This window comes from Rugamonas sp., from assembly GCF_025354735.1.
GTDB lineage: Bacteria > Pseudomonadota > Gammaproteobacteria > Burkholderiales > Burkholderiaceae_D > Rugamonas.
Map to the genome: position 1 here is coordinate 1 of NZ_JANXMI010000290.1, position 12,361 is coordinate 12,361.

Consider the following 12,361-nt stretch of genomic DNA (forward strand, 5'->3'; position numbering starts at 1 on the left):
GTCCACGTCGTCAACCAGCAGATGCTGATCATGCTGGGCGCCGAGAAAAAGCTGCTGCCGAGCTCGGTGATCAACCAGGTCGCCAAGGCGCGCGCGCTCGAACTCGAGGAAGCGCAGGGCTTCGCACCGGGCAAGAAGGCCATGAAGGAACTCAAGGAGCGCGTGGCCGACGAATTGCTGCCGCGCGCGTTCAGCATCCGCAGCAATGTGTTTACCTGGATCGATCCGGTCAATGGCTGGCTGGTGGTCGACGCCGCCAGCCCGGCCAAGGCCGACGAAGTGATCAAGCTGCTGCTCAAGGCGGTCGACAAGCTGCCGCTGGAAAGCCTGCGCGTGCAGCGCTCGCCGGTCGGCGTGATGACGGAATGGTTGCAGGCCGACGATGCGCCGGCCGGCTTCACGGTCGACATGGACACCGAGCTGCGCGCCACCGGCGAGAGCAAGGCCGCCGTGCGCTACGTGCGCCACACGCTGGAAGCGGAAGAAGTGCGGCGCCACATCGCCGCCGGCAAGCAGTGCACGCGCCTGGCGATGACGTGGGACAGCAAGATTTCCTTCGTGCTCACCGAGTCGCTGGCGATCAAGGGCATCAAGCCGCTCGACGTCATCAACGAAAAGGAATCGAGCACCCGCAACGACGACGAGCGTTTCGACGGCGACATGATGCTGATGACCGGCGAACTGGCCAAGCTGATGGCCGACGTGGTCGAAGCGCTGGGCGGCGAAGCGAAGGCCTAGGCCGGCGGCGCCTCATCGGCGCTGTCCGTACGTAAAAAAACCCGCTGAGCGGGTTTTTTTACGTACGCCAGTCGGCGATCACGCGGCGCGCTGCTTGCGGCGGCGCGCCATGAAGCCGAGCAGGCCCAGGCCGGCGGCCAGCATGGCGTAGGTTTCCGGTTCCGGCACGGCGGCCGTGATCGGCGAGGCGCCCGTCACGCCGGTGGTGAAGGTCGTGTAGTTGCCGTACACGATGGACGCGTATTCCTGGCCGTTGACCGGGGTGTTGCCGCCGAAGTAGGAGGAAATGCCGGCCTGGCCGTCGCCGCTGGCGACGTTTTTCAGCGTGATGCTGAAGCTGGCGCTGTTGTTGCCGGCCGTGGTGCCGTAGACCGACGTCGGGTCCTGGCCCCACCAGGTGTAGACGTGGTAGCCGGCCGGCGCGTACAGGTTCTGGCTATAGTTGCCGGAACCGTTGCTGATATCGAGCGCGCTGCCGCTGCCTTCGGTCCAGTGGCCGGCCGAGTGCGGCGTGGCGGCGTCGGGATGGGTCGAACCGACGTAGATGGCGCTGTCGGGCACGTAAATGGTGAAACCGTCGAGGCCGGTGTTGGCGCCGTTGCTCTGGTCCAGATTGGTCACCGTGTAGTTGAAGGTGTATTCCTTCAGGCCGGCATCGACCAGCGTGTCCGACGCCGTCAGGGCATATTGCGTGCTCAGCGCGACCGTGGCGCTGGCGGCGCCGCTGATGGCGAGGGCGGCGGCGGCAACGGCGAATTTCAGGCTGGAGTCGATGGTCATGGCGGATCCCGTTAAATAATGAGTGTGTGAATGGCTCGAATATAGCACGGGAAACGTGAAAAAGCGTTGTAATTGAGAAAATTGTCTTGCTTTTTGTATTGTTATGTTTCCTCAAAGAATTCTTTTCAAATCAAGCGCTTAGCGAACGCCGTACAATGTTTCCCGACGGAAAATCCATGCCGGCGGCGCGCATTGTCACAAAGGCTGTCACAAGGGCTGGAACACGCCGGCGGCGCGGTTCTTTTGCACATTGTCCCACGCGAAAATCTGGCCGTTCATGGCCACGTAGACGCCGGGCGGCAGGATTTGCGCGGCGGCGCAGGCGAAGCCGAGGTTGAACAGCGCGTCCGAATTGGCGATCGCGTAGGGAATCATGGCGCCCGTCAGCACGATGGTCTGCGCCAGCTGCACGGGACCGAGCACGGCCGCCGTCTGCGGCATGGTGTCGGTGCCGTGGACGATGACGATGGCCTTTTCGGTGGCGGCCTGGCAGGCGGCTAGGATGCGGGCGCGGTCGGCGTCGACCATGTCGAGCGAATCCATCAGCGGCAACTGTTCCAGCGTCACGCCCACGGTCAGGCGGGCGCGGGCCAGCGCGGCCGCCAGGTGGCTGTCGGCGAAACCGAGGGTGCCGTTCAATTCGTTGTAATGTTTGTCGAAGGTGCCGCCGGTGGCGAGGATGCGCAGGGTCATGGTGTGGGCCGTGGTGTCAGGGGGATGGAGCGCATGATAGCCTGAAGCGCGGCCCTTGTGCAGGCCGGCCGGGCGGTCCGGCGCGCGACAAAATGTTCGCCGGCACCGCTGGAAAGTTGGGCCAACTGTGAGTACACTGGTTTCTTTATCCGCCGCCCGCCATGAAAACGCTCGCTCCCGGTACCGTCATCTTCCACCGCCATCGCGGCTACGGCGTCATCACGGCGGTCAATTTGCTGACCGGCTGGATCGCGGCCCGTTTCGGCAGCGAAGCGCGGACGCTGGACCTGAACCTGTCGACCGACGCGGTGCAGTTCGCCGACGGCGCCGCCATCCTGTTCCGCCGCGCCCCGCCCGACCGCATGCCGCACGCGCGCCTGATGGCGATGGTGCGCGCGCTGCACGGCGCCGGCTACCAGCGGCTGTATCTGTATGCGTGGCCGAAACCGTCCGGGCTGCACTGGCGCTGGCATCTGTTCACCGGCCAGCGCGACTGGATGCAGCGGCCGTGGCGCGAGGGCTGGTACGGTTCCGGCGCCGACTACAACGTCAATCCCGTGATGGGCTGGGGCGACACGCCGGGCGCCACCACCGAGGAGCTGATCGACGCGCTGGCCCGCTTCGACCCGCAGGGACTGGCGCAGGCGCTGGGGCGCGACGACGACCATACGGCCTGGTTCGGGCAGGTGTGCGACGCGCTGCTGCCCGGCTATATGTACAGCCTGGACATGCAGCGTGTGGACGGCGCGCCCTTGCAGGAGATGCCGCCGGTGCCGGTGATCCCGGTGCGCGCCACGCTGGCGCCGTATGCCGGCCCGGCCATTGCCTGGCCGCCGGGCTGGGCCGGCCTGTGGAGCAAGGTCCACGCGATGCCGACGCCGGCCATCACGCTGACGGGCGTGCAGGAGATCCGCTGACACGGAGCGCAAACGGGACCTAAATCGGGGGCAAGACCGTGGTGTCGCCGGTGTGCCGCCCCCGCCCAGCGCAGCGTCCCGCCAGCCTCCACCGCGCCCCGCCAGCCGTCACCGCGCCTGCGCCAGATACGCCGGATTGGCAATGTTGTCGCACTTGCCCGCCGCGAAATCGACCACGTTCTGGAACGCGTGGCGGAAATACAGCTCGTAACTATCCTTTTCCACATAGCCCAGATGCGGCGTCGCCAGCACGGTCGGCATGCGCAGCAGCGGCGCGTCCGGCGCCAGCGGCTCGGACGCGTACACATCGAGCGCCGCGTAGCCCGGCCGGCCCTGCGGCAGCGCCTGCTCCAGCGCCTGGTCGGCCACCAGCTCGGCGCGGCTGGTGTTGACGAACAGCGCCGTGCGCTTCATGCGCGCCAGGTCGGCGGCCGTGACCAGGCCGCGCGTGGCCTCGCTCAGCCGCAGGTGCAGGCTCAGCACATCGGCCTGCTCGAAGAAGGCGGCCCGCGACGTCGCCGCCAGGTTGTCGTCGGCCACGGCGGCCGCGCGGCTGGCCTCGCTGCCCCAGACCAGCACCGGCATGCCGAAGGCGCGGCCGTAGGCGGCGATCATGCGGCCGATCTTGCCGTAGCCCCAGATCGCCAGCGTGCGCCCGCGCAGCACCGTGCCCAGGCCGTTGAGCGCGGGATTGATGGACGCCGTCTGCCACAGCCCATCCTTCAAATTGTTCGCGTAGGGCACGATCTTGCGCGTCGCGGCCATGATGAGCGCCCACGTCAGTTCGGCCGGCGCCACCGGCGAACCGACGCCCTCGGCGATGGCGATGCCGAGCGCGCTGGCGGCGGCCACGTCGACGTGGCCGGACAGTTTGCCGGTCTGCGAAATAAGCTTCAGATTCGGCAGTTTCGCCAGCAGGGCCGCGCTCAGGGCCGTGCGTTCGCGGATCAGCACCAGCGCGTCGAAGGGCGCGAGCCGGATCGCCAGCTGGCCCAGGCCGCGCGCCGAATTGCTGAACACTTTGACCTCGTGGCCGTCCAGCAAGGCGTAGCAATCGAGTCCGGGTGTGGCATTTTGGTAATCGTCGAGAATAGCGATTTTCATGGAAGTTGGCCGATGTTGGTGTGTATCCCGTAGGGAAATAACAGCTTTCGAGAGATGGGGAATAGCTTACTACTTTAGTCAACAATTTCTACTACATTTTTAACGGGAACGCTGTTGGGCAGGTGTACAATCGCCCAAAAATCGAATGCAAAACGACACGACTAGCAGCAATAAGCAATGATTTAAAGCAAAGCAATACGTTCCCATCCAGCCGCCGCCAGCATGGGGTGGCGCGACAAGACCGCCGGGTTCTTCCCTGTTGTGCCGAGGCATGCAGCATGCCCTTCCGAGCGCAAGCGATGAGCTGATGACGATTTGCCGTGCCGGGACAGTCCAGAATTCTTATTGGCATTGGAGGTACTATGAATCAGCCCGTCATGGGTGGCGTTGCGGCACTGAACGTCCCAGCTTACATTAAACAGCAAAGCTTAATCAATTGGGTGGCCGACATCGCCGCCCTGGCCAAGCCCGACCGCATCCACTGGTGCGACGGCTCGCAGGCCGAGTACGACCGCCTGTGCGCCGAGATGGTCGCGGCCGGCACCATGAAGAAATTGAACGCCGACAAGCGCCCCAATTCCTACCTGGCCTGCTCCGACCCGAGCGACGTGGCCCGGGTCGAGGACCGCACCTTCATCTGCTCGGCGACCAGGGAAGAGGCCGGCCCGACCAACAACTGGACCGACCCGACCGAAATGCCCGGCACCCTGAACGGCCTGTTCGACGGCTCCATGGTGGGGCGCACGATGTATGTCGTGCCATTCTCGATGGGCCCGCTGGGCTCGCCGATCGCCCACATCGGCGTCGAGCTGTCCGACTCGCCCTACGTGGCCGTCAACATGCGCATCATGACCCGCATGGGCCGCGCCGTCTACGACGTGCTGGGCGCCGACGGCGATTTCGTGCCCTGCGTGCACAGCGTCGGCGCGCCGCTCAAGGCCGGCCAGAAGGACGTGGCCTGGCCCTGCAATCCGAACAAATACATCGTCCATTTCCCGGAAACGCGGGAAATCTGGTCCTACGGTTCCGGCTACGGCGGCAACGCGCTGCTGGGCAAGAAGTGCTTCGCGCTGCGCATCGCGTCGAACATGGGCCGGCAGGCCGCGCAGGCGGGCGGGGGAAATCAATCGGGCTGGCTGGCCGAGCACATGCTGATCCTCGGCGTCGAATCGCCGGAAGGACGCAAGCACTATATCGCGGCGGCCTTCCCCTCGGCCTGCGGCAAGACCAACTTCGCCATGCTGATCCCGCCGGCCACCTTCGAGGGCTGGAAAGTGACGACCATCGGCGACGACATCGCCTGGATCAAGCCGGGCGCCGACGGCCGCCTGTACGCGATCAATCCCGAGGCCGGCTACTTCGGCGTGGCGCCGGGCACCAACGAAAAGACCAACTACAACTGCATGGCGTCGATGCGCGAGAACACCATCTTCACCAACGTCGCGCTGACCGACGACGGCGACGTCTGGTGGGAAGGCTTGAGCAAGCAGGCGCCGGCCCACCTGATCGACTGGCAGGGCCGGGACTGGACGCCGGCCTCCGGCACCAAGGCGGCCCATCCGAACGCGCGCTTCACCGTCGCCGCCACGCAGAATCCGGTGATCGACGCGGCCTGGGACGATCCGGCCGGCGTGCCGATCTCGGCCTTCATCTTCGGCGGCCGCCGCTCGACCACCGTGCCGCTCGCCACCGAAGCGCGCAACTGGACCGAGGGCGTCTACATGGCCGCCACCATGGGCTCGGAAACGACGGCCGCCGCCGTCGGCCAGATGGGCGTCGTGCGCCGCGACCCGTTCGCCATGCTGCCCTTCGTCGGCTACAACATGAGCGACTATTTCCAGCACTGGCTGAACCTGGGCCGCAAGCTGGGCGCCAGCAATCCGGCCGCGCTGCCGAAAATATTCTGCGTCAACTGGTTCCGCACCGACGAGCACGGCCATTTCGCCTGGCCCGGCTTCGGCGACAATATGCGGGTGCTGAAGTGGATGATAGAACGCATCGAAGGCACGGCCGGCGGCATCGAAAACATCTTCGGCACGACGCCGCGCTACGGCGACCTGCAGTGGGACGGCCTGCCGTTCACGCCCGAGGAGTTCGAAGGCATCACGTCCATCGACAAGGACGCCTGGCGTGCGGAACTGACGCTGCATGACGAGCTGTTCGCCAAGCTGGCCCACCACCTGCCGGCCGAGTTGACGGCGGTGAAGGCCGCGCTGGAACAGCGCCTGGCGCGCTGACCGGCCACCAGGAAACGGCGCACCCGTGCGCCGTGACGCCGCCGGTCCGTGCCGCAGCGCAACGCCACCGTCTTCGGCGGCACGTCGGTGTCCGCCAGCACCTTGCGGGCGTAAGCAAGCCGCGCCGGGTCGACAAGGACGGATGGCGTGACCTTGGCATGCCCGATGTGTTTATTGACCGCGAGAATTTTCCACGGCGGAGACGATTCTTGTCCACAACAGACCCCGCCACGCCACGCCGTCAGGCATAATAGGCCGTCCCGGGCGGCCCCGCCGTCCCGGTCCGACGCCGGATGTCCATCAAGGCCATCGATATGCAATTCGAGGAATTTGACGCCTTTTCCCCGACCTCCGCCAGCGCGGCGGTCGACCGTGTGGACGCGGCCTCGCCCTTGGTGCGGCTGCGCTACCTGATCGACAACACGCCGGCCATCATCTATTGCACCGTGCCCAGCGGCGATTTCAAGATGACCTTCGTCAGCAACAACGCCTTCCACGTGCTGGGCTACCGGCCCGAGGACATGGTGGCCGACCCCAATTTCTGGTTCGACCACATCCACCCGGACGATGCGCCGCATATCTTTTCCAGCCTGGCGCTGGTGTTCACCGAGGGCCAGCGCGCCTACGAATACCGCTTCCGCGCCAGCGACGGCGCGTATTTGTGGATGCACGACACCTTGCGCCTGATCCGCGACGAGCACGGCGCGCCGCTGGAGGTGATGGGCTCGCTGACCGACATCACCGCGCGCAAGCACATGGAGGAGGCCCTGCAGGCCAAGGGCGAGGAGCAGCAGCGCCTGATCGTCAAGCTGCGCGACGCACACGAGCAGCTGCTGCAGGCCGAGAAGATGGCCTCGATCGGCCAGCTGGCGGCCGGCATCGCCCATGAAATCAACAACCCCGTGGGCTTCGTCAATGCCAATATGGGGGCGCTGCAAGCCTATGTGGCGACGCTGTTCGGCGTGATCGACGACTACGAGGGCGCCGGCGGCGCCGATCCGCTCCTCGCGGCCCGCTACGCGCAGGTGCGCGCGCGCGCCGACCTGGCCTTCCTGAGGCAGGACGTGGACGACCTGGTCAAGGAGTCGATGGACGGCCTCAAGCGCGTGCGCGACATCGTCCAGGCCTTGAAGGACTTTTCCCACGTCGGCGAGACGGAGTGGCAGATCGCCGACGTGCACCGGGGCTTGGACAGCACGCTGTCCATGGTCGGCAACGAGCTCAAATTCAAGGCCACGGTCGAAAAGCACTACGGCGCGCTGCCGCAGATCGCCTGCCTGGCGTCGCAGCTGAACCAAGTGTTCATGAACTTGCTGGTCAACGCCGGCCACGCCATCACGGAGTCGGTGCCGATCGGCGGCCTGATCACGATACGCACCGGCAGCGAAGGCGGCTGGGTCTGGATCGAGGTCGGCGACAACGGCCGCGGCATCGCCCCCGAGCACCTGGGCCGCATCTTCGAACCGTTCTTCACCACCAAGCCGGTCGGCGGCGGCACGGGACTGGGGCTGTCGCTGTCGTATGGCATCGTCAACAAGCACGGCGGCAGGATAGACGTCGTGTCGCCGCCGGGCCAGGGCGCGCGCTTCACCGTGTGGCTGCCGGTGCGCCACGACGCGCCGGCCTGAGCGTCACATCAGGATGGAGCCGTCCGGGGCGCGCCGCACCCGCAGGATGCCGGGCTCCTCCGCCTCGAGCCGGCGCGCCTCCAGTTCCTGCGGCGTCAACGCGGCGGGCGGCGCCGTCTCCGGCAGCAGCTGGCGGCGGTGCTCGCAGGCCAGCGCGATGGCCTGCTCCAGGTCGGCCGGCAGCCACGGCTTGGGGATGAAGCGGAAGATCTGCGCTTCGTTGACCGCCTGCATCACCGTGTCGAATTCCGTCGAGGCGCTCAGCATCATGCGCACGGTGCGCGGCGCCACGTCGCGCAGCGCCCGCAAAAAATCCACGCCGCTCATGCGCGGCATCCGGTAGTCCGAGATGGCCAGGTCGAAGTCGTGCACGCAGACGCGGTTGAGCGCCAGGAAGGGGTCGGTGAACACCTCGACGCGCAGGTCGGGCAGGGCGGTCTGCGCGCGCAGGGCCCGCTGCAAGGCGCTCAGCACCCTGCTTTCGTCGTCGAGCAGCAGGATGGTGGTCATGGATGCCCCGTGGCGTGGCGGATGCGGATCGACAGCCGACCCTCGCTTTTGCTTTCGAAGTCGCGCAGCTGCTGGATCATGCGCGCGTCCAGCACATGGTCGGCCGCCAGCAGCATCAGGCCGTCGCGCGTGTGCAGGTCGCGCGCCAGCGTCATGCCCGGCAGCAGTTCCTCGGACAGCCGGTCGACCCCGGCCGCCTCGCCCGGCGTGGTGTCGACGATCTGGCGGAAGGCGGCCACCACGTGCGGGTCGTAGCGCTTGCCGCTGGCGTTGACGATCAGCGTCGTCGCCTCGTCGGCGCGCAGATGGCGCTGCACCATGGCGCCCTGCTGCAGGTTGTAATAGTCGGCCGCCAGCGCCAGGATGCGCGCGCCGATCGGAATGGCCAGGCCGGTCAGGCCGTCCGGGAAGCCGCTGCCGTCGAAGCGCTCGAGCTGGGCGCGCAGCGTGGCGGCGCTGCCGCGTAGGTCGGGCAGCGGCATCAGCAGCTGCGCGGCGCGCACCGGGTGTTTGCGGTACAGGCCCAGCTGGTCGCCTTGCAGCAGCGTCAGCGGCGTGGCCAGCATGTCGTCGGAAAAGCCGATCTTGCCGATGTCGTGCAGCAGCGCGGCGATGAACAGGTCTTGCACCTCGCGGGCGTCGAGCGCCAGCTTGAGGGCGATCTGGCGCGCCAGGTTGGCCACCAGGCGCGCGTGGCCGGCCGCGTTGTTGCCGCGCATTTCCAGCATCGACGAGAAAATCTTGATGGTGGTGACGAAGTTGCTCTTGAGCTTGTCGTTCGCCGACAGCGCGGCCTGGTGCGCCACCTTCAGCTGGGCGGTGCGGGCCTCGACCTGGGCCTCGAGGTTTTCGTTGAGCGCCTTCAGTTGCGCGTTCTGGCGCAGCGCCAGCGCCTCGAGGCGCTGCTTGTCCTGCTCCAGCGCGCGCCGCTCCAGCGCGTGGCGCACCAGCAGCAGCATGTCGTTGTCGTCCCAGGGCTTGGTGATGTAGCGGTAGATCTCGCCGCAGTTGATGGCGTCCTGGATGGACTGGATGTCGGAATAGCCGGTCAGCAGCAGGCGCAGCGTGTCGGGCCAGCGCTGCCGCACCTGGGCCAGGAAGCGCGCCCCGTCCATCTCCGGCATGCGCATGTCGGAGATGACCAGGTCGACCGCCTCCTGTTCCAGGATGGCCAGGCCCTGGGCGCCGCTGTCGGCCAGCAGCACCCGGTAGCCGCGGGCGCGGAACAGGCGCCGCAGCGCCGACAGGATGTTGGGCTCGTCGTCCACGCACAGCAGCGTGGCCGGCGCGGCGGCGTCGGCCGGGATCGGCGCGATGGCGCTCATGGCAGCGTCTCCGGTTCGTGCTCGTCGGTATGGCGGATGGGCAGGTGGATGCGGAACAGGGTGCCCCGGCCCAGCTCGGTCTCGACGACGATGCGGCCGCGGTGCTTTTGCACGATGCCGTAGGCCAGCGACAGGCCCAGCCCGGTGCCCTTGCCGACCGCCTTGGTGGTGTAGAAGGGGTCGAAGATGCGCGACAGCGTGTCCGGCGCGATGCCGCTGCCGGTGTCGGCCACGGCGATCCACACCTCGTCGCCGTCGACCCCGGTGCTGACGGTGATCTTGCCGCGCTCGGCGACTATGGCGTGGGCGGCGTTGACGACCAGGTTCATGACGACCTGGTTGATCTGCAGCGGCAGGCATTCGATGACGGGGATCTGGCCGTAGTGCTTGACGACGTCGGCCTTGTACTTGACCTCGTTGCTGACGATGTTCAGGGTCGAGTCTATGCCCTGGTGCAGGTCGGCCCAGACCCATTCCTGGTTGGCGTCGACGCGCGAAAAGTCCTTCAGGTCCTGGACGATGTGGCGCACCCGGACGATGCCCTCCCTGGACTCGCTCATCAGCGTTGGGATGTCCTCGCGCAGGAAGTCGAGGTCGATGGTCTCGCGCAGGGCGCGCAGGCGCGCCGCCACGGCCGGCTCGGTGATGGCGGACTCGGCCTCCTGGTAGGCTCCCAGCATGTCGAACAACTGCACCAGATAGGTTTGCAGCGTGCCGAAGTTGGAAAAGATATAGCCGATCGGGTTGTTGATCTCGTGCGCCACGCCGGCCGCCAGCTGGCCGATCGAGGCCAGCTTCTCGGCCTGCAGCAGCTGCTGCTGGGCGGTCGACAGCTGGCGGTTCAACTCGGTGAGCTCGAGGTTGCGGCGGCGCAGCTCGGCGTCGGCCAGCTGGCGCTGGCGGATGTCCTCCTCGAGGCGCCCGTTGACCTCGGCCAGCTGGGCGGTGCGCTTCTCGACCAGGTGTTCGAGGTTGTCGTGGGCGCGGCGCAGCGCGTTCTCGGCCAGGCGCCGCTCGGTCACGTCGCGCAGCGTCTCGATGGCGCCCACCACGGCGCCGGCGCCGTTGCGCAGCGGCGCGGCCGTCAGGTGCAGCCACTGGCCGCTGGCGCCGATGTTGGGGAAGAAATCCTCGACCTCCCAGGCGTCGGGCATGGTGGTCGAGGGCAGGACCTTGCCGGGATAGTAGACGGCGATCTGGGCCGCGTCGCCGTCGAGGATCAGGTCGGCGAGCAGCGGCCGCGCCTTGCTGTACACGGCCTGCCAGTGGTTGCTGGTGCCGACCATGTCGTCGCGGCTCCAGCCGAGCAGCTGTTCGCAGGCCTGGTTCCAGTGGGTGATGACGTGGTTGGCGTCGATGGCGAAGGTCGGCACCGGGTGGCCGTCGAAAAACTCCGACAGCGCCACGGCGGCGCTTTGCATCAGCTCGGCGCCCGGGGTCGGCGCGGTGGGGGAGGGCGGCATGGGGGCCTGTGGTCGGAGTGGGGGGGCCATGGCCGCCTAGCGGACCAGGATCTTGCACAGTTCTTGAAACATCTGCTCGCTGTCGGCGAAGATGGCCAGCCAGGTCGGCTCGTCCAGCCCCGCCGCCCGCCAGGCGTGCGCCGACAGCGGCGGCACCTGGTCGTCGGGCTGCTCCGCCAGGTCCAGCGCGTGGGCCAGGATGTTGGCCAGGTGCACCGTCAGCGGCAGCGACAGCGGCGCCAGCGCGTCGCCGTCGTGGTGGCCGGCGACGGCCTGCTGTATGGTTTGCGGGAATTTCCAGTGGGCGCACAGGGCGCTGCCTATCAGCGCGTGGTCGTGGCCGCAGACCGCCCGCTCCGCCTCGATGGCGCCGCTGTCGTGCCCGGCGCGCCAGCTGGCCACGTCGGCGTACTCGGCGGGAAAGCGCGTGGCCAGCACCAGGATGCCGAGGTCGTGCAGCAGGCCGGCGATGAAGGCCGTCTCGGGGTTCTGGCGCAGGTGCGGCGCCAGCACCTTGGCGCACACGGCGGTGCCCACCGCGTGCCGCCAGAAGCCCTGGAAGTCGAAGCGGGCGCCGGCCGACGGCGGGAAGCTGTCGGTCACCGAGCAGGCCGTCACCAGCGTGCGGATGCTGTGGAAGCCCAGCACGGCGATGGCCTGCTGGATCGAGTGCACCGTCGACGGCATGCCGTAGAACGAGGAGTTGGCCAGGCGCAGCGTCTTGGCCGCCAGCGACTGGTCGAGCGCGATCTTGCCGGCCAGCGCGTGGGTGTCGATGTCCTCCTGCTCCATGCTCGAGAGCAGCTCCATCACCACCGCCGGCAGCGACGGCAGGTCGTGGATGCGCCTGATGACCTCGTCGAGCGGCGTCATGGCTGTTGTTCGCGGTAGGCGATGAGCAGGCGCAGCAGCGTGGCGCCGGCGTCGGCCGCGCCGCTGTGGCGGAACAGCCGGTCCAGCCGCGCG

General features: G+C 67.4%; 11 protein-coding genes. 4 read left to right on the forward strand and 7 right to left on the reverse strand.

The genetic code is table 11. The features are described 5' to 3' along the window. Positions 1 to 738: recombination-associated protein RdgC (locus Q0S71_RS23635; RefSeq protein ID WP_296001215.1), on the forward strand; the 738-nt coding region annotated here is incomplete at its 5' end. A 78-nt stretch (positions 739 to 816) separates the two neighbouring features. Here Q0S71_RS23635 and Q0S71_RS23640 read toward each other — a convergent pair. Together Q0S71_RS23640 and Q0S71_RS23645 are read right to left on the reverse strand one after the other, a co-directional pair. Further along, positions 817 to 1,518: a PEP-CTERM sorting domain-containing protein gene (locus tag Q0S71_RS23640; RefSeq protein ID WP_296001217.1), complete on the reverse strand. Its 702-nt coding sequence runs from the start codon at positions 1,516 to 1,518 to the stop codon at positions 817 to 819. Between the two features lie 207 nt (positions 1,519 to 1,725). Then, entirely contained in the window at positions 1,726 to 2,211 is a 486-nt protein-coding gene (locus Q0S71_RS23645; protein ID WP_296001219.1) for an asparaginase domain-containing protein, read from the reverse strand. 161 nt (positions 2,212 to 2,372) lie between these two features. Between Q0S71_RS23645 and Q0S71_RS23650 the strand changes: the two genes are divergently transcribed. After that, positions 2,373 to 3,128 (forward strand): L-asparaginase, encoded by a 756-nt coding sequence (locus tag Q0S71_RS23650; RefSeq protein ID WP_296001221.1) that lies wholly within the window; start codon positions 2,373 to 2,375, stop codon positions 3,126 to 3,128. A 108-nt stretch (positions 3,129 to 3,236) separates the two neighbouring features. Here the strand turns inward: Q0S71_RS23650 and Q0S71_RS23655 are convergent, their stop codons facing one another. Beyond that, positions 3,237 to 4,232, reverse strand: coding sequence for a D-2-hydroxyacid dehydrogenase family protein (locus tag Q0S71_RS23655; RefSeq protein WP_296001223.1), 996 nt, complete (start codon positions 4,230 to 4,232; stop codon positions 3,237 to 3,239). 362 nt (positions 4,233 to 4,594) lie between these two features. On the opposite strand from Q0S71_RS23655, the gene Q0S71_RS23660 reads away from it, so the two are divergent. Both Q0S71_RS23660 and Q0S71_RS23665 read left to right on the forward strand, forming a co-directional pair. Beyond that, entirely contained in the window at positions 4,595 to 6,469 is a 1,875-nt protein-coding gene (locus tag Q0S71_RS23660) for a phosphoenolpyruvate carboxykinase (GTP) (RefSeq protein WP_296001226.1), read from the forward strand. A gap of 293 nt (positions 6,470 to 6,762) precedes the next feature. After that, positions 6,763 to 8,097: an ATP-binding protein gene (locus tag Q0S71_RS23665; RefSeq protein WP_296001227.1), complete on the forward strand. Its 1,335-nt coding sequence runs from the start codon at positions 6,763 to 6,765 to the stop codon at positions 8,095 to 8,097. Positions 8,098 to 8,100: 3 nt separating this feature from the next. On the opposite strand, the gene Q0S71_RS23670 is transcribed toward Q0S71_RS23665, so the two are convergent. From Q0S71_RS23670 to Q0S71_RS23685, 4 genes are read right to left on the reverse strand one after another with little or no spacing between them, the layout of a single operon-like run. Next, the gene (locus Q0S71_RS23670; RefSeq protein ID WP_296001229.1) at positions 8,101 to 8,607 is read right to left on the reverse strand and encodes a response regulator; all 507 of its coding nucleotides are present in this window, start codon (positions 8,605 to 8,607) and stop codon (positions 8,101 to 8,103) included. Beyond that, complete coding sequence (locus Q0S71_RS23675; RefSeq protein WP_296001231.1) at positions 8,604 to 9,932, reverse strand: HD domain-containing phosphohydrolase; 1,329 nt, start codon at positions 9,930 to 9,932, stop codon at positions 8,604 to 8,606. The genes Q0S71_RS23670 and Q0S71_RS23675 overlap by 4 nt, the downstream gene beginning before the upstream one ends. After that, on the reverse strand, positions 9,929 to 11,395 hold the full coding sequence (locus Q0S71_RS23680) for an ATP-binding protein (RefSeq protein WP_296001233.1): 1,467 nt from the start codon (positions 11,393 to 11,395) through the stop codon (positions 9,929 to 9,931). Before Q0S71_RS23680 ends, Q0S71_RS23675 begins: the two co-directional genes overlap by 4 nt. A gap of 36 nt (positions 11,396 to 11,431) precedes the next feature. Continuing rightward, positions 11,432 to 12,268, reverse strand: a complete 837-nt coding sequence (locus Q0S71_RS23685) for an HDOD domain-containing protein (RefSeq protein WP_296001236.1) — start codon at positions 12,266 to 12,268, stop codon at positions 11,432 to 11,434. Between the last annotated feature and the right edge of the window lie 93 nt (positions 12,269 to 12,361).